This is a genomic window from Hymenobacter ginkgonis (genome assembly GCF_009755225.1).
GTDB classification, from domain to species: domain Bacteria; phylum Bacteroidota; class Bacteroidia; order Cytophagales; family Hymenobacteraceae; genus Hymenobacter; species Hymenobacter ginkgonis.
The window spans coordinates 92,157-109,049 of record NZ_WQKZ01000007.1 but is presented as its reverse complement, the minus strand read 5'-3'; the positions used below and the strand labels follow the sequence as shown (position 1 = coordinate 109,049).

The following is a 16,893-nucleotide window of genomic DNA, read 5'->3' as shown; positions in this document are numbered from 1 at the left end:
GTATGCAGGCGCGCCACCGGCACCAGCGAACTACTGTAACTCAGCGATAAGTTGCCTTGCTGCGCTAACTCAGTCAATATAGCCCCTAGCGAGCGGGTGCCGGGGGTAGGCCGCACTAGACGCACCAGCGCCGGGTCAGGGTTTTGTGCCCAGGATATTCCGCTACCCAATAAGAACAACGCGGCTACCAGCACCGTCCGAAAACGCTGACCTAGGCTGTTGTGCGGAGCGTTTTTACTCACGAATAGGAATAGAGGCGGCCGACGTTGCTGGCGTAGGAGATACGGAAACGGGCGCGGCGCAGCCCAGCCCTTCCAGCTGATAGCCGCCGCTGCCCGTCGTGGTGAGACGGCTGGCTGTGGCGGCGGCCAGCACCGCCAGCACCCGGGCCGGCGACTGCTTCACGAACGTGCCGGTGAACCGGCACTGGCCCAAGGCCGGGGTACTGAGCTGCACGCTGGTGCCGAAGGTGGCTTGCAGCGTCCGCACCACCTGCGCCACTGGCGTATCGGCAAAGCGCAGCGTGTCGTTTTGCCAAGCCCGGAAGTTAGGGTCGGCTCTGGCTTGGCGCTGGAGGCGGGCTGCCGCCCGGCCGGGCGCATCGGTGGCGTGCAACGCGGCGCGGGTACCGGCCGGTAGCTGCACGCTATCGGGGGCAGAGAGGTGGGTGAGCCACACTTGACCGTGGGTCACGCTCACTTCCACCGAGTCTTCGGCCGCGTAGGCACGCACGTTGAAGGCCGTGCCCGTCACGCGCACGCGGGCCGTGGTGGTGCTCACAATGAAGGGGCGGGCAGGGTTATGGGCTACCTCAAAATAGGCTTCGCCCGTCAGCTGCACGGCGCGCAGGCCGTGCGCCGGCGCCGGCCCTACCCCTGCATAGCGCAGCCGCGAATGCGCATTGAGCCACACGGTGCTGCCATCGGGCAGGCGTATCAGCTGGCGGTTATCCGCGCTGACATAGGTCAACGTAAGCTCTTGAGGTTTAAATAGCCACGTCCTGGCCAATGCGTAGCCCGTACCCAGTAGCAGCGCCAGCCCGGCGGCCAGTTGCCAGCGGCGGGCGGTGGCGCGCCGTTGCAGCGGCCACAACTGCTTTGCCACCGGCGTGCTCGGCGTGGCAACGGTAGCCGCCGCGACTACACTAGGCGCGGGCGCAACGGCCAGTGCCGGCCGTAAACGCTGCCAAGCGGCCTCCACATCGGCCGGAGAGAAAAGCACGGGGCCGGCCGCCACTTCGCCCGCCCGCTCCCAGGCGCGGGTCACGGTGGTCAGGATTTGCAGGTGGCTGGGGTCTGCCTCCACCCAGGCGCGCAGGTCTGCCCGCTCGCCCGCCGTGGCTTCGTGGGCCAGATGGCGGGCCAGCAGCGCCCAGGGGGCATCGGCCGGGTCAGCGTAGCGTTGCGTCATAGAGGATGTGGGGCGGCTAAGTCGCTCACGTGAGGATAGGATACATCAGGGTCGCGCTACCCCCACGCGGACCCGCAAAATAACGGGTGCGCTCGTCGTCAGGCGCTGAGCAGTTGCGCTCGAAATAGCTGGCGGCAGGAACGCGGCTGGCTTCATCACCCCCACATACAGCAGCAGCAGCCAGTATAGGTTTTTCAAGACTCCAGCCAGCTCGCGGCGCAGAATGCGCAGGGCTTTACCCATCTGATTTTCTACTGTTTTAGGCGAAATCTCCAGAGCCTCGGCTATCTGCTGGTAGCTCATTTCCTCGTAGCGGCTCAGCTCGAATACCACCCGGCACTGGGGCGGCAGCTGCGCCAGGGCCGCCTGCACGGCGTCGGCGGTTTCGGCGGCGTGCAGGTCGGCCAGGGCATCGGGGGCCACCGGGGTGGTTGTGGGCGGGGCGTCGTCCCAGGCCACCTGGCGCTGGCTGCGCTGCTGGTAGCGCATGGCGGCATTCAGGCCCATCCGGGTGAGGTAGGCCCGGTAAGACTCGATGGCCGGCAGGTCGGCGAGGCCCTGCCAGAGGCGCAAAAATACGTCTTGCAAAATATCTTCCACCACGGCCCGGTCGGGCACCACGCGGTACACCACGGCCCCCAGCGGGGCATAAAAGGCCTTGAACAGCTGTTCGATAAAGGCCGCCGGGTCCGTCTGGCGCAGCTGCGTCAGGCGGGCGTCAAGGGCGGTATCATCGAATTTGGCCATGCGGAAGGAGGTAGGCTGCCGGTTGACGTGCCTAGGTCGGCACTAGGGGGGAATGTTGCCGCACCAACCACGTTTAATGGGGCAGAGTTTCTGGAAAAAGCGCGGCTTTATTCCTGGGGCAGGCCCTAACCCAACACAAGTTTAGGGCAGCCGAGAGAAGCACGGGGTGACCAGGCAAGCAATGGCTTCAGCGGGTACTGCCAAGTTAGTAGCGCTAGGCCAAAAAAAACCGGCACAGCATAGGGGTAGCCCGCCGGTGAGGTATCCTATCAATGTCGGGCTCACTGGCGGGCGCTACCCACTAGTAGGAGCAAGTGGTGCTTGGTAATTGGTCGAGGGAAATTTCCCGCTGGCCGACTGCACTAGCATACCTAATCAGGGCCGAAGCAACCTTTGAATTACGCTCAAAAATTGGGCGGCTACTACCTAACACAGCTTTTATGCAGCCTAGTTTAAGAATGCTACTAACCGCTGCAGCGGTTTCGGCCACCACTTTTTTCACGGCCTGCAAAAAGGACGATACTACCAGTACGGGCACCACGACCAGCAGCACCAACTCGAACCCTGACCCGATTGCGGTGAGTGCCTGCACCTCGGCCACCGGCATAGCCAAGGTGCTTTGCTTGGCCGATGCCTTCAAGGCGCAGCTCGATGGCACGCAGCTGGCCACCTTGCAGCGCACCTACGCGGTGAGCGACGCCAAAAAATAGTCGAACCTGCCGCAGGGCCTGGTGCAGGGCACTAACAAACGGGTTGGGCTGAGCTTTGGCGCGATGACGACCGTGCAGGTGCAGTACGCCAAGGCCCTCATCAAGGAGATTTCGGGCACCAGGGCCAACGAGGGCTGGGACGAGATTCAGCAGCTGCTCAACGCCGACGAGTACCTGGCGGCCAACGGCGGCGGCTCGACCTACGGCGCGGCCAACTACTACATCGCCTTTCTGGGTACGCCGGCCACCACCGGAACCTTTGGAATTCAGTTTGGCGGGCACCACTTGGCCTGCGACAGCACCTACAAGGATGGGGTGCTGACCGGAGCCACGCCAGCCTTCCGGGGCGTTGAACCGTTTGCCACGTTTACGCTGAACTCGACCACCAATCAGCCGCTGCGTATAGGGGGTCGTAAGCAAGTGTGCTGCATAGGCCATCAGCTGGAGTTGTCGGTCGCGGCCGGGGGTAGCAAGTCGGCTATGTGTGCCGTTGACAACCATTCTTTTGCCCGCCGCCACCAGCACTTCAGGGAAAGTAATCGTCTTGTACGACTCCGACAAAAATACCAGGATGTACGCACCGGCTGGCACCCTGGTAAGCAGATAGCTGCCCGTATCATTAGGCGGGCCCGCATTCGTCGTAATCGCTAGGTGGGCAGTACTCCCAACGAGGAATTTTCGCGTTATAGCATCGGTAAATGTAGCCTGGATACTTCCGCTGCCCTACCCTGGCGTAGTAGTATGCGAGGCAACAACTAGGAAAAGTGGAAAAGACGCGCAGGCTTTTGCCTGGCCTGATGCGTAAGCGAAAGTGGTCTGTACAGTAATTAACTAGCAAAACAGTCTCCCTGCATGGTAGCTGTATCTTGCCCAATGAGCTACTGACCTGCTTGTTGCATAAAGATATAATGCGGGTAGTATTGCCGCAACCTGACTAGTTGAGCTTTGCCTGTGTTATATTCAATCCTTCCCCGTAAACGACTCCTAGGGCTGCTGACGGGCGGCATACTGCTGCCTGATGCAAGCCTAGCCCAGCAAATGGCCGCCTTTACGCAGCGGGCTGAACCAACTTCCTCATCGCCGTGGGTAGTGAGCTATGCGGAAGTAATGCCAGCCTTTCCAGGCGGCAACGTGGCCCTGCATCATTACCTGGCGACCCAGACTAAGCTCCCGGCCGCCGCTAGCCCACGCGCACTCTCTGGCGCGGTAGTCGTGCAATTCACGGTTGACGAGCAATATCGTTTAGTAGCTCTACCCGCTAGTAGCTGGTTTTTGAGGTTGTGAACGTGGCGATGGTCGTTTGGCCCGTGCAACTGGCTGTGGTAAGACTGGCGGCGCAGGGGCTATGGTAGCCGAGATATTGGCAACGTCGACTAACTCCTCGTCTTGGGAATCTTTTTTCTCCTGTTTGCGCCTGATTTTTATCAGCTTACCTGCTAATTCCTCAGCTGACTCCGCGATAGTTCGCGCGGCTTTGCGACCGGTGTATTCTGGCGCATCCAAGTGAGCATCTAGCGCCTCCGTTAAGGTTTGGGTCAGTTGCTGGGCAACTAAGGTCGTATTACTTACTACTTGCGCGGCCCGCTTCTTTTGTTTGAGTTGGGCTCGTAACAGCTGGTCGGCCAATTGATGAATCGTTTTTTGAAGACCTTTGCTTAGCTTCTGGTTGGTGGGCAACACGCTGGTCAAATGTGGGGCTAGCGTTTGGAGGAGTTCCTCTACTAGGGCTTTTCGTTGGGCTTTCATGGGGGTGAGATGGATAAAAAGTGGGGAGGTTGCGGTGAGCCCTGGCCCGCTTACTAGTATGAAAGCAAGGCAATTGCCTCCAATATACTAGTGTTTGCATAAGCCCTGAACACACTGACTACATCTGTGCAATTGACCTCGTCTGCGATGCACTTAAATCGTGCATCCAAAAGGGAGGGAGGTTTAACAGTTTGCCCGCTAAAATGAGGTTAGGCTAGCAAAAAGGCTTAGGTAAAGAGCTGGTTTAGTATACCGGCTAAGCGGATGCCGGCTTGCAGTAGTCGCTGTTGCAGCATTGGCGCGTGGGCGGGGTAATAGCGGAAGTCGAGCGCGGGGTTCTGGGCCGCTTCAGTATAGAGCGGCGCACTAAGCTGATACGACTCGAAGAGCCAAGTAGCGACCGCATCATGCTGCCACTGCTTAGTTTGAGCAACGCTGGCGTGGTCACAGGCCTGAGCCAGCTCGAGGTAAGTTAGGCCTTGGTAATCGATGAGGGCGCTGTCCCAAAGGCTATGCAGGTTAAGTCTTTGCCTTGAAGTTTAACCGCAACCTGATTGCCGCCCTGCACACCGCTTTGGCTGGCGTGCAGGGGCTGATGCATATCGCCGACAATGTGCACGATAAATTTTAGCGCAAATACCCGTTCCTCCTTTGATTTGGCAGGGTCCTTCACCTGCTGCATCATTTGCTGCAAGGCGGCGTAGGCATTGGGCTCGGTCATGGCCGTGATGGCGGCGGTATACTGCGCCCCACTCAGCCCCGGCGCGGTATTAATGTAGTGCCAAGGGGAAGTATATTTGTACTCCGCATAAGGCCGGATTTCGTCGGGAAAAGTACTTACCAGCGGCAGCGTCTCCGTGCCGAGCAAGGCGGCTATCTCGCGCCGGGCCTTGGGTGTAAGGTGATTTTCGGCAATGCGGGCCACCGCGCGGTGGCCCACCACCCCCCAGGCGTGCACGCCTAAGGGCAGGAGACTTAGCCACGCGAGGGCTAGATATTTACGGAGTATAAGCGCGAATTGCATGGCGAAAGGGGAGGAAAAAAGCGAAAGCCAGCCGCTCGGCGCGAACGACTGGCTTCCGGGAAAGCTGATGAATCTAGTTGAACGTGTAGCGCAGGCCCAACTGCATGTAGTAAGTCGAGGATAAGCTCACCGCGTTGCGGAAGGTGGTGCTCAGCAGCTGGCTGGTCACGTTGTCGCGGCCAAGGCGGAAAGTGGGCTTGGGGCCACTAGCGGCCGTGGTCAGGTTGGCCACGTTCTGGGGCTCCAGAAAGTTGTTGAAGGTGGTTTGCTGCACCCTACCCCAGTTGTTGTTAAGCAGGTTGCCGAAGTTGAAAATGTCGAGGCTCACTTGCAGCGAATTACGCTTGCCGCCCACATTGGCAAAAATGTCCTGTAAAATCTTCACGTCAACCTCGTTGCGCCACGGATACTGCGCCCCGTTGCGCTCAGCATACTCCCCCTTGTGCTTGCTCAGGTACTTGTCTTGGTCAACGAAGGCAAAAAACGCATCGCTCTGTTGCTGGGCCGAATAGGTAACAGCTGCGGTACCAGTACCCACCGTCACAGGCACGAAGGTGATTTCGGAAGCGTCTTTTGGGATGTAAATCAGGTCGGCATTAGCCCCGTCGCGGTTGAAGTCGGCCGAGTATACGTACGAGTAGCGGCCCTGGGTAGCCCCCTCGTAGTAGAGCGAGATGGTGGTGCCTAGATGGCCTAGGTACTCCTGGCGGTACGAGAGAGAGGCAATCACGCGGTGTGGTAGGGTATTGCCGTTGTAGCCCAGGGCCAGGTTATTAGAACCGTTGACGGTGGCTGTACCCTGCCAGGCCGACAATGGCTGGTCGCCGCCGCCGTCAAACAGGTTTTTCGAGTTGGTGTAGGTGTAGGCCAGCGAACCAAAAAGGTTGCTGCTGAATTGCTTATCGAGCTTGCCGGTCAGCGAGAAGTAGTAGCCACGCGAGGCGTTGTCGAGCACGATGGTGTTGTAGGCGCCCGTACCGGTAGCCGCTCCGTTGGCTACCGGCTGGCCGGCTGTGGTGAGCGGGTTGATAAATTTATTGCTGTTGGCATTTGGGTAAATGAGGCGAGTATCGGGGTAGCCGCTCACGCCCAGCGCCTGCGGGTCGACTAAGTTGGCGTTCTTGTACACCGCCGCGTTAATATCGCGGTTCACAATGGCCTCCACGGTACCTACCACGCCGAAGGGTAGTTTAGCATCCACGGCGAGGCTGCTCTTCCAGGTTTGCGGGAAGCGAAAATTCTGAGCCAGCGAGGAGGTAGTGCTCGGTATCACCGAGCCGGGCTGCGGGGCCACGGTAGGACGGTAGGCCGTCGGGTCGGGGTTAAAGGGGCCCGGCACCGTTGGGTTGCTGCTGCCCTGCGAGGCACCGTAGGTCTGCGTGACTTGCAGCGTGCCCGCGTCGCCGGCTTGGCTCACAATCCAGACGTAGGGCACGCGCCCCGTAAAAATGCCCGAGCCGCCGCGCAGCTGCAAGCTGCGGTCGCCGAGCACATCGAGGTTGAAGCCTAAGCGCGGCGAGTACAGCACCTGATTGCCAGGCAAGGCCGCCACGTCGACTTTCTCACCGCCGGCAAAAGTCAGGTTCGCCACTTGCTGGAACGAGCGGAGTGTGTTAGCGTAGTGCGTGAGGTCGACGCGCAAGCCGCCCGTCACACGCAAGCGGTCAGACACCGCCATCTCATCCTGCAAATACAGCGAATGCTGCTGATACTTGAAGCTCGGAAAAGCCTGCTCGTAGCCGGGTGTGAGCGAATAAGTAATTCCAAAGTCGATGGGGAGCTTGTTGTTGGCAAAATCATCCCACGAAGCAAAGGTGTAGTAGCCCGTGCCGAAGCGCTGGAAGCCGTTCTTAGTTTCACTAAAATCGCCCTGGTAGCCAGCCGTGAAGTTGTTACGGCCCAGCACCCAGGTAAAATCGTCCTTTACGGAGTAGATTTTCACATCGCGCAGGTTGCCATAGGTAAAGGGTTCGGTACCGAACGAGGTGAACGGCGTGCCATCCTTGAGAATGTCCACGAAGGGAAACAGCGTGCTGCTGGGCGAGCTACGCGGGTCGTTCTGGCGGGTGAAAGTGCCGCGCAGGGTGTTGGTGGTGCTGCCTTGGCTGCCGAAGGTGGAGTTCAGTTCGGCCGCCAGCGAGTAGAAGTTAGATTCCTGGAAGTAGTTGGCATTCTCGTAAAACAAGGCTGTATTATTCTGGCGGTTGCCGCTGCCATCCAGGAAGGTGCCAGACCCATTAGGATTGGGGTACCGGTAGCCGCCAAACGGGCTGCGCGAAGTGCTCGGAAAGCTCGGGCTCTTGCCTTCTACCTGGCTGTAGCGCACATTGAAGTGGTGGTTTTGGGCAATATTCCAGTCCAGGCGACCCAAGATTTTAGTGCGCGGGGCCACGAAGCTGTAGCCCTGGTAAGCACCGGGGTCGTAGCCGTACTTGTCGCGCAGAAAGGCCGCGTACGAATCCAACTCGGCTGCCGTGGGTCGGGCCACGTTGGTGCTGCTGCCGAAGGGTGCACTCGCCGTGGCGGCCGTGCGCTGCTGGCCGGGCGTGCGGTTTTCCTCAGTTTCGTAGTTGGCAAAGAAAAACAGCTTATCCTTAATAATCGGGCCGCCCAGGCGGGCGCCGTACTGGTAGAAGCGTTGGTCTTGTAGCACCACATTCTGGTCGCCCACCCGGCTACCCTGGTAGCTTTGGTTGCGGTAATAGACGTAGGCTGAGCCCGAAAAGTCGTTGGTGCCCGCACGGGTCACTGCATTGATGGCAGCCCCGGTAAAGCCCGATTGGCGCACGTCGTAGGGCGTAATGTTGACGGAAATTTCCTCTATGGCATCGAGCGAGATGGGCGCGCCATTGGCTGGCAGGTTACCGCCGATACCGAAGTTGTTGTTGAAGTCGGAGCCGTCGACGCTGAAGTAGTTCGAGCGGTTGCTACCCCCCCCGATGGCCTGGCCGCTGGCTTGTGGCGTGAGGCGCGTGAAGTCGTTGAGGTTGCGCGAGATGGAGGGCAGGCGCTGCAGCGCGTTGCGGTCAATAACGGTGATGGAGCCCGTTTTGTCGGAATTTAGAATCGAGCGCGGGTTGGTGGCCGTCACAGTCACTTCCTGCAACTGAGTGCCTTCCGTCGCTAGGGTCACATTCAGCACGTAGGGCTGGCCGAGCTGCAGCGTAATGCCACTGCGCGTTTCGGAGCGAGCGCCTACGAAGCTAATTTCGACAGTGTAAGGGCCGCCAATCCGCATGTTCTGGATAGTGAACCGCCCTTCGCCGTTGGCGGCTACCCCGTAGCTGGTGCCGCTTGGCGTGTGCACGGCCCGTATCGTGGCCCCAATCGAGGGCTCTCCCTTGGCATCCTTAATCAGACCCGTCAGGCTACTGGTCGTTACCTGGGCATAGGCACTGGCGGTAAGCAACAAGAGCAGCAGTAGCGTAAAAAGTTTTTGCTTCATATAAGAAGTAAACAGGAAGGAAAAGGAAACAGAAAGTGGGGTGCAGAGGCGGTAGGTTGCTGGACGGGGTCTACAGCTAAGCAGTGCGATGCAGAGGCTAAAGGCAAGCCGTTAGAGCAATGGCTATCAGAGTACTTGAGGTAGGGGATTTCCTCTGAAAACTGCTATTAAATCCTTAATGGGCACAAAATTACCTGCACTATATCGCCCTCTTGTTACAGGAATGTTAGGTTACTTTTAAGAAGCCAGCGGCCTCATTTCTGAGTGTCATTCAGTAGTCTACAGCGCGGCCTACAACACCTTCATTTCTTCCTCACTTAATTTATAATAGTGCAATAACATCCACCTAACAAGCTACTTCCACCTTTGCCAGGCATTAATTCTTCTTGGCTATGTCTAGCTTTCCCCCTAAAATCAGTCGTCGTAAATTTGTGCGCAGCTCCGCGCTGGTTTCGGGTGGAGTGGCGCTGCTGCCTACCCTGCTATCAGCTTGCAAGGACGATGAGCCAAGCATTGTCTACACCGGCGACTTCGGCTTTCGCGAAGGCGTAGCCAGCTTCGACCCTTCGGCCACCGGTATTATTCTGTGGACGCGCTACACCAAGGCCACCAATGAGCCCGACGAGGCTACTGTGCGTTGGGAAATAGCTAGCACCAGTGCATTTAACCCCTTAGTGGCTAGTGGCACAACAGTAGCCGCCGCGGCAGCCGACTATACGGTGGCGGTGGATGTGCCTGGCCTGACGGCCAATCAGAAATACTACTACCGCTTTATCAATGAGCGCACTGGGGCCACGTCGGTGGTGGGCGAAACGCGCACGCTGCCTACCGGCGCCCAGGCTAGCAGCGTGAAGCTGGCCGTGGTGTCATGCGCCAATTTTCAGGCGGGCCTGTTTAATGTGTACGGGGCTGTAGCGGCCTCTGACGCCGATGCCGTCGTGCACCTAGGCGACTACATCTACGAGTACGGTGCGGGCCAATACGGCACCAACGCCAGCACCGCCGCCCTAAACCGCGTGCACCAGCCGGCCACCGAAATTTTGAGCCTGGGCGACTACCGCACCCGCTACCGCCAGTACCGCACCGACAAGCAGCTTCAGCGTGCCCACCAGTTCAAACCCTTTATCTGCATCTGGGACGACCACGAGTATGCCAACGACGCCTACACCACTGGCGCTGAGAATCACCAGCCAGCTACCGAAGGCAATTTCGAGGACCGTAAGCGCGCCGCCAACCAAGCGTGGTTTGAGTACCTGCCGGCCCGCGTGGCCGACAAGAACCGGATTTACCGCAGCTTTGAATTTGGCAACGTCGTGAACCTGCTCATGCTCGATACCCGCATTGTGGGACGCGACAAGCAGCTAAGCTTGAATGACTACTTTAGCAGCACCGGCACGTTTAACACGGCGGCTTTTGGCGCAGCCTGGCAAAACCCGACCCGCTCGATGCTCGGCACTGAGCAGCGAACCTGGCTGGCCAGCGCGCTCGGCGGCAGCACGGCCAAGTGGCAAGCGCTGGGTTCGCAGGTGCTGATGGGTAAAATGTACATTCCGGTCGAGCTGCTTGCGCTGGTAGGGCAGCTGGCAGCCGGCCCTACCCCTGCGCTGCTGGCGCAGTATAGCACGCAGGCCACGCAGCTGAGCACTATCAAAACGCGCATTCTCAACAACGACCCTACGGTGACTGCCGCCGAGCGCGCCCGCGTAGAGACGGTACTGCCCTACAACCTCGACGCTTGGGACGGCTACCCTGCCGAGCGGGAAAAACTTTATGCCGCGGCTGGCACTAAGAAATTGATTTCGCTGGCCGGCGATACCCATAACGCCTGGCATAACGACTTGCGCGACGCGACCGGCCGCCGAGTGGGCACTGAGTTTGCTTGCTCGTCGGTATCGTCGCCGGGCTTTGAGGCACTGCTGGCCGGCAACCCGGCCACTATTCAGGGCTTTGAGCAGTCGAACCAACTGCTCATAGATGATTTACAATACCTGGACGCCTCGCGCCGAGGATACGTACTAGCTACTTTTACGGCTGCTAATGCCACAGCCGAATACCGTTATGTAGCGGCGCTTGACGTGGAAAATACGGCAACCACCACTGGCAAAACGATAGTAGAAGTATAGCGCGGACTTGACAGATACTTCCGGCCTGTTGGTTGGTACAGACAGAGACCTAAAAAGGCTGCAAACCCAGGTTCGCAGCCTTTTCGGTTTGAGCGAGGCCTCTGCTAGCTCACGTAGTACTGCCTGGATTGACGGTAGCTTTAGAGGCCGGCCGCATTGCCTTGCGGAAAGCTTGGACACTCCATACCCGCACTTCGCCGGGGCTAGCCAGCCAGACTTGCTGCCGGCTATCTACCTGAATTAAGCAGGCGCCGGGAGCGGCCAGTTCCAGCCCAGTTAGGGGTATCAGCATTTGAGGAGTTTCAATCCGGTCGCTGCTGGGCTCGACGTGCGCCAGCTCACCGCGGGGCTGCGGGGGGAATAATAGTAGACCCATTGCGGTGGCGAAGATGTGCCCCTGGCCGGCAATAACCGCCACGCTATAGACCTCATTGCCCGGCCGGCCGAGGTATTTGATGGTGGGAACATGCGCCTCGCTAGCGCCTGACTGCGCGGCACTCTCGAATACGCTAATGGCCTCCGACATGAGTACCCAGAGGCTGCCGCTGGTGTCGAGCAGTAGGTTTTCGACGATATTATCGGGGATTTCATGGTTAGCTACGCCTTCTTCGTTGTAGCGCGTCCAGGCCTGGTGCTGCCAGCGGTAGAGGCCAATATTCGTGGCTATCCAAACCGAGCTATCGGCCGTGGCCAAGCCCGCGTTCACGGCCGGGATGCGCAGCTGACTTTGCAGCTCATCACCTCTCAGCTTATAAACTCCTTGGCCGGTAGCGCCCACCCAAAGCTCCCCCGCCGCATCGCGAAACAGGGCCGTAATGGCCGCCGGCCCGGCGCCGGGTAGCACTAGCGGCCGTGCCTGCCAGCTGTGAGTACCCAGCCGCACCAAGCCTTGCTGCGTGCCCAGCCAGAGCAATGAGTCGGTTACGAGCGCTCGGCTGATGGGCGCGGCGCTCTGGTAGTGGCGCACGAAGGCCCGGCCCTGCTGCCGAAACACGCTATGCTCGGTGACTAGGTAGGTGGCTTTGCCAGCCGTGAGCAGCGCCACGGGCAGCTCATGGCCGGGCACTACATAGCGGCGCGGGGGGCGCGCCAAGGCAGTATAGGTAGTAGTTAGCAGTAGCAGCCCCAGGCCTAAAACCAAGAACCAGCTACGGTGCGGCGAGCTGGCGAATGAATAAAAGAAAGCAGTCGGGCGCACGGGAGAATGCATCATAAAACGGCTGAAAGCAGGAACCCAAAGATAGCCGACCATTAAGTCGGCAGCATATCATCATTGTGTTAACTATCTGACTTATAACACCACAAGGTTAATGAAGAAGTTGTGAAGTCATAACCTTAGCGTCATTTGGAAAGCTCACCTTTACGGCCTGGTAACTCATTCCCCCCTCCTCTCTTAACCCCCTGTTTTTTATGTTCAGGAAAACTACTTTGCTAGTAGGCGCCAGCCTGCTGCTAGCCAGTGCAAGCACCCGCTCGGTGCAGGCCCAGGCCACCAATAACAACGTTATCATGTATATCGGCGACGGGTTTGGGCTAGCCCCTAAAACGGCGGCGCGCATGGCCATGGGTCAAGGCCGCGATGGCAAGCGCTTTCCCAGCGACGCTGGCTTTCAAGTACTCAACCTCGACAAGCTGAAGTACAACGCCACTGTAACCACGCACTCGCTTAACTCCTGGATTACAGACTCAGCCCCTGGTGCATCGGTGTATGCCTGCGGCAAGCCTGGTAAACAAGACAACGAGGTGATAGCTCTAAATCCCGGCTCGGGTGCGGCCATTGAAACCATTTTAGAAGCGGCTAAGAAGCAGGGGTACGCAGTGGGCTTGGTGAGCACCGCGCGCATTACACACGCTACACCGGCCGCATTTGCCAGCCATATTTGGTTTCGCGACTTAGAGGACTACATTGCGGCGCAGTACATTGCCTCAACGGAAGGGGAGTACGAGGCTATTTTCAATGCAAGCCCCACTGCCTCATTCAAGTACCAGGCACCCCGCGACTGGGTGCTACCTGCTCCCAAGGTAGGCGTGGAATTGGATGTGGTGCTCGGCGGTGGCGCCCGGCACTTCCTGCCCCGCACCCGTACGGCGGCTAGTTCTTACGAGACAGTGAAGGACGCGAGCGGCGCGGCCATCATTGATCCGGCCACCGGCGCGGCCGTCACGCTGCGCGGCAACCGCGCCGACGATGTAGACCTCGTAAACTATGCGGTGACGCAACGCAATTATGCCTACGTCAACAGCCGCGACGCGCTACTAAGCGTGGCTAACAACCTGAGCCAGTACGGGGCAGGCGGCAAGAAGCTGCTGGGCTTGTTCAACGCCTCGCACGTCAACTACGAGCAGGACCGCCAGACGAGCGCCGCCTGGGAACCGTCGCTGGCCGATATGACTAACATCGCCATTCAGGTGCTACGCGCCAAGAGCAATGGCAAGGGCTTTTTCCTGATGGTGGAGGCAGGCCGCATTGACCACCTGGAGCACTCCAATACCGGGGGCATCTCGGTAGTCGCAGGCACGGGTACCACCAATCAATTTGTGGTAGATGCCGACCGCCCCGTGTACGTGGGCGGGGGCGATGCGGGCGTGGCCGCTACCCCTACCACGGCGCGCACAACCAACGTTTACGGCTCCGACTACATGCTCAAGGAAGTGTTGGCGTTTGACTACGCCGTGGCTGAGGGCCGTAACCTGCTGGCTACCCCAGCCAACGGCCGCACCCTGCTGCTTTCCTCCTCCGACCACGAGTGCGGCGGCTTTGCGGTGACAGGCCTGCACGACGAGGCCAACGCCTCGAACAATGGCACCAGGATTCGGACCTACGCCGGCCAAATTACCAAGGCAGTCGCGGCCGAGGCTGGCTATGCTACCCCTACCAACCTGGTGCGTGGCGACGGCGGGGCCGGAGGCTGGTATCCCGATTATGTCATGACCGCTTTTCAAGGGAAGAACTACCCTACCCCGGCTTCCGCCACAGCAAAACGCATTGTGGTGGCGTATGCCTCCAATCCGCTTACTAATGGCAACAGCACCATCCAGTCGGGCACAGCTGGCAACCACACCCCCCAGGATGTCTGGGTTGGAGCAGACGATAACACGGGGACCCACGCCAATCAAATCGGGGGCCGGGGCCTCCTCGACAATACGTCGCTGACGCCCATTATGGCCAATTTTCTGGGCCTGAGTATGTTTGAAACAACGCTAGCCGTGCGCAATATACCTGAGCAGCTAGCCGATGGCCTCAGGCTGAGCCCAGTACCATTTGAGGATCAGTTTAAAGTTAGCTTTGACTTATTATCGGCCTCAGTCGTGAGCATGGACCTGTTTAACGAAATGGGTCAGAATGTTCGCAGTGTATTAAAAGAACAGCGTTTGGCTTCCGGCACGCACGCTATTCCGGTTGATGGGACGGGTCTGCGGAGTGGCTACTACGTGGCAGCTATTCGCATCAATGGGCAAGTGGTATCTAAAAAGACTATCAAGCTTTAGCCAAATCTTTAGCTGCTTATTATTGAAAGGAGTGGCTCAGCCATTCCTTTCTTGTTTTAATAGCATAGGTTCGGTTAGGTGCTACTTTACCGTCAGGCGCGCAGGATAGGCGCCGCCCCAGCACCCTTTACTAATTAAGAAGCCTCACCCTCCGCGGTGGGGCTTTTTTGTGCTTACAACCCGGGTAACGCGCGCTGCAACTGCTGTTGAAAGCTACTCACATCGGGCTGATAGTCGCGGTCATCGAGCACGCGGTGCAGCGGCACCCACTGCACTGAGCCAGCGCCGGTGGGCGCCCCCACCCGAAAGCCCAGCAGCATGTACTGCCAGCCCACTAGCGGGCGCCGGCACACCCGCACGGCGAAGCTCAGCAGCCCCCCGGCGTGCACGCCTCGGAGTTGACCGCGGTAGAACTGCGTCGAGTCTGCCTGGCTCGGCAATTCTTTCCAGTCCGCACAGGTGCTGCTGAGCCAAGCGCGCAAGTGCTCGGCCTGCCGCAGGGCCGGTACGCGGGGGCGGGCCGTGGGGGCTCTGAAAACGACAGTACCCGTGGGAGCATCCAAGGGCCAGAAGTCCGTAGCTTGCGGCACGGGCTCGGCCGTGGGGCGCTGGGCAAAGGCGGAGCCAGTGAGTAACAGCAGGGGCAAAAGGAATTTCACTAGCCCAAGATAAGTTAGTGGTGGACAGAATACATGGCATGACATCACCCCGATAGCGCGTATGTTTGCTACAAACCGGGGGATTAGCTCAGCTGGCTAGAGCGGTTGCTCCGCAAGTAACAGGTCATCGGTTCGACTCCGATATTCTCCACGTGGTAAAGCCTCAACCCACTAGGTTGGGGCTTTTCTTTGTGACCTCATGCCTGCCCAAACCCATCGCCGCCTTGGCCCTGTCGATTAGGCCCATATCGCCGAACTCACTCAGCAGGGTTACAATAGCGAACAACTTGCTGCTGCACTTCAAGTAGCCCCCTATCACGTACTGCTTGGCGTAGCCCGCTTTCTTATCCCCGGCGCTCTCCATCACGTCGCGCAACTCTACTGGGTACTGAAGTACGGTATCTTCTTAGCCAACCGCTGGGAGGACGAGGGCAGCGTGAACCTGTACCACCTGCCTGATGAAGGCCGCGGGTTTTTTGTCGAGGTGGGGGTGGATAATGAGTTCGACCAGGCTGTAGTGCTGCGCAGCTTCAGCAGTAGCGTACCGCTGGAGGATTATGCACATAGGGTGCAGCTGCCAGAGGAGTGAGCAAGAAGAAGCCCCACTAGTCAGGTTGGGCTTTTTTATTAAAATTCAGCTGAATCCCACTTATAATAGTCATCAGGTAGGCGGCGGTAGCTAGGCCAAAATTCACTCATGAATTCTACGCGCCCAGGGATTTTGTGATTAAAGCCAGTAGAGCCCTGGCCAAACATAATAACCACGATGGTGTCTGGCTCGGCTTGCTCTATAGCCTCTCCAATTTTGATGAGTTGGTCAATTGGTGCGCTTTCGGGGCCATCACTGTTAAAATTAAATGGCTTTATAAAACGCATTATTTTGCCATGAAAGCCGACGTCTCTAAATTCGTAGTGCATGGATGAATTTAGGCTTTCATAAATTATTTTGCAAACCACTCCTTAAACCGGACCGCCGTCGGGCCGAGGTCCGTGGCATTACTGATATCGCCATTCTCTAGCACTGTCCACTGCAGCTAGTAGCTCCGCCCTATTAAGAAACCGGCGTGGCCGTCAAGAGCACTTAGGCTGCTAAAGATGGAGGAGATGCGGTGCTCCGTTTTTCAGGCTATTTCCTTGATAAAGAAAATTTTCGGTAATTCAGCAGGAGAAGCTAGCGTGAAAAAGATCTGCTATGCCACCTGTAATTCTTCCTCGCGGTAGCAATCCCAGTAGCCGTCGTCTAATCGGTGCACATTCACCCGCTGAACTAACCCGGTCACTGGATGGCGCTCCTTCAACTGGCCCCGCCAAATAATGTGTGCGGGGCTACTTGTTAGCGGCTGCACGAGCCGGCCTACCTCGTGCCGATGCGACGCAGCAGGAGCATATATCGGGGCCTCACTTGGCGCTGTGGGTGACTCTTGTTCAAGTGTGCGGTACACCACGCCTGATGACGGCTCATAGGCTTGCTCATGCCACACTAAGAGTTTTCCACTCTGGATGCCGCTGGAAATCGGTGACGGCCAGCTGCGCCTGCTTG

General features: G+C 58.5%; 12 protein-coding genes, 1 tRNA gene and 1 pseudogene. 5 read left to right on the top strand and 9 right to left on the bottom strand.

All coding sequences use genetic code 11. The features are described from left to right. Window positions 1–234 precede the first annotated feature (234 nt). Window positions 235–1,410, bottom strand: a complete 1,176-nt coding sequence (locus GO988_RS21140; protein ID WP_157569357.1) for a FecR family protein — start codon at window positions 1,408–1,410, stop codon at window positions 235–237. 45 nt (window positions 1,411–1,455) lie between these two features. Next, window positions 1,456–2,157, bottom strand: coding sequence for an RNA polymerase sigma-70 factor (locus GO988_RS21135; RefSeq protein ID WP_157569355.1), 702 nt, complete (start codon window positions 2,155–2,157; stop codon window positions 1,456–1,458). Window positions 2,158–2,615: 458 nt separating this feature from the next. Here GO988_RS21135 and GO988_RS21130 point away from each other — a divergent pair, with 458 nt between their 5' ends. After that, window positions 2,616–2,867 (top strand): hypothetical protein, encoded by a 252-nt coding sequence (locus tag GO988_RS21130; RefSeq protein ID WP_157569353.1) that lies wholly within the window; start codon window positions 2,616–2,618, stop codon window positions 2,865–2,867. A 21-nt stretch (window positions 2,868–2,888) separates the two neighbouring features. After that, complete coding sequence (locus GO988_RS21125) at window positions 2,889–3,518, top strand: DUF3500 domain-containing protein (RefSeq protein ID WP_317164944.1); 630 nt, start codon at window positions 2,889–2,891, stop codon at window positions 3,516–3,518. 600 nt (window positions 3,519–4,118) lie between these two features. On the opposite strand, the gene GO988_RS21120 is transcribed toward GO988_RS21125, so the two are convergent. From GO988_RS21120 to GO988_RS21105, 3 genes and pseudogenes are all read right to left on the bottom strand, one after another. Next, window positions 4,119–4,613 carry a hypothetical protein gene (locus GO988_RS21120; RefSeq protein ID WP_157569349.1) on the bottom strand — a complete coding sequence of 165 codons (495 nt, stop codon included), beginning with the start codon at window positions 4,611–4,613 and terminating at the stop codon, window positions 4,119–4,121. 227 nt (window positions 4,614–4,840) lie between these two features. Further along, window positions 4,841–5,637, bottom strand: a pseudogene (locus tag GO988_RS21110) (S1/P1 nuclease). Between the two features lie 73 nt (window positions 5,638–5,710). Next, window positions 5,711–9,082: a TonB-dependent receptor gene (locus GO988_RS21105; protein ID WP_157569345.1), complete on the bottom strand. Its 3,372-nt coding sequence runs from the start codon at window positions 9,080–9,082 to the stop codon at window positions 5,711–5,713. 392 nt (window positions 9,083–9,474) lie between these two features. On the opposite strand from GO988_RS21105, the gene GO988_RS21100 reads away from it, so the two are divergent. Beyond that, window positions 9,475–11,205, top strand: coding sequence for an alkaline phosphatase D family protein (locus GO988_RS21100; protein WP_157569343.1), 1,731 nt, complete (start codon window positions 9,475–9,477; stop codon window positions 11,203–11,205). Window positions 11,206–11,314: 109 nt separating this feature from the next. Here the strand turns inward: GO988_RS21100 and GO988_RS21095 are convergent, their stop codons facing one another. Beyond that, on the bottom strand, window positions 11,315–12,418 hold the full coding sequence (locus GO988_RS21095) for a hypothetical protein (RefSeq protein ID WP_157569342.1): 1,104 nt from the start codon (window positions 12,416–12,418) through the stop codon (window positions 11,315–11,317). A 197-nt stretch (window positions 12,419–12,615) separates the two neighbouring features. On the opposite strand from GO988_RS21095, the gene GO988_RS24680 reads away from it, so the two are divergent. After that, a complete protein-coding gene (locus tag GO988_RS24680) occupies window positions 12,616–14,694 on the top strand; it encodes an alkaline phosphatase (RefSeq protein WP_157569340.1) in 2,079 nt (692 codons plus the stop codon). Window positions 14,695–14,867: 173 nt separating this feature from the next. Here GO988_RS24680 and GO988_RS21085 read toward each other — a convergent pair whose 3' ends face one another. Next, window positions 14,868–15,353, bottom strand: a complete 486-nt coding sequence (locus GO988_RS21085) for a hypothetical protein (RefSeq protein ID WP_157569338.1) — start codon at window positions 15,351–15,353, stop codon at window positions 14,868–14,870. 77 nt (window positions 15,354–15,430) lie between these two features. Here GO988_RS21085 and GO988_RS21080 point away from each other — a divergent pair. After that, window positions 15,431–15,504: transfer RNA gene (locus GO988_RS21080), tRNA-Ala, on the top strand. Window positions 15,505–15,759: 255 nt separating this feature from the next. Here the strand turns inward: GO988_RS21080 and GO988_RS21075 are convergent. After that, window positions 15,760–15,918, bottom strand: coding sequence for a hypothetical protein (locus tag GO988_RS21075; RefSeq protein ID WP_157569336.1), 159 nt, complete (start codon window positions 15,916–15,918; stop codon window positions 15,760–15,762). 62 nt (window positions 15,919–15,980) lie between these two features. Then, window positions 15,981–16,271, bottom strand: a complete 291-nt coding sequence (locus tag GO988_RS21070) for a hypothetical protein (protein ID WP_157569334.1) — start codon at window positions 16,269–16,271, stop codon at window positions 15,981–15,983. Window positions 16,272–16,893 lie beyond the last annotated feature (622 nt).

Excerpts from the sequence above, each read along its gene's own strand:
- GO988_RS21140 (WP_157569357.1), bottom strand. The coding sequence starts at position 1,410 with ATGACGCAACGCTACGCTGACCCGGCCGATGCCCCCTGGGCGCTGCTG.
- GO988_RS21135 (WP_157569355.1), bottom strand. The coding sequence starts at position 2,157 with ATGGCCAAATTCGATGATACCGCCCTTGACGCCCGCCTGACGCAGCTG.
- GO988_RS21130 (WP_157569353.1), top strand. The coding sequence starts at position 2,616 with ATGCTACTAACCGCTGCAGCGGTTTCGGCCACCACTTTTTTCACGGCC.
- GO988_RS21120 (WP_157569349.1), bottom strand. The coding sequence starts at position 4,613 with ATGAAAGCCCAACGAAAAGCCCTAGTAGAGGAACTCCTCCAAACGCTA.
- GO988_RS21105 (WP_157569345.1), bottom strand. The coding sequence starts at position 9,082 with ATGAAGCAAAAACTTTTTACGCTACTGCTGCTCTTGTTGCTTACCGCC.
- GO988_RS21100 (WP_157569343.1), top strand. The coding sequence starts at position 9,475 with ATGTCTAGCTTTCCCCCTAAAATCAGTCGTCGTAAATTTGTGCGCAGC.
- GO988_RS21095 (WP_157569342.1), bottom strand. The coding sequence starts at position 12,418 with ATGATGCATTCTCCCGTGCGCCCGACTGCTTTCTTTTATTCATTCGCC.
- GO988_RS24680 (WP_157569340.1), top strand. The coding sequence starts at position 12,616 with ATGTTCAGGAAAACTACTTTGCTAGTAGGCGCCAGCCTGCTGCTAGCC.
- GO988_RS21075 (WP_157569336.1), bottom strand. The coding sequence starts at position 15,918 with ATGTGCATAATCCTCCAGCGGTACGCTACTGCTGAAGCTGCGCAGCAC.
- GO988_RS21070 (WP_157569334.1), bottom strand. The coding sequence starts at position 16,271 with ATGCACTACGAATTTAGAGACGTCGGCTTTCATGGCAAAATAATGCGT.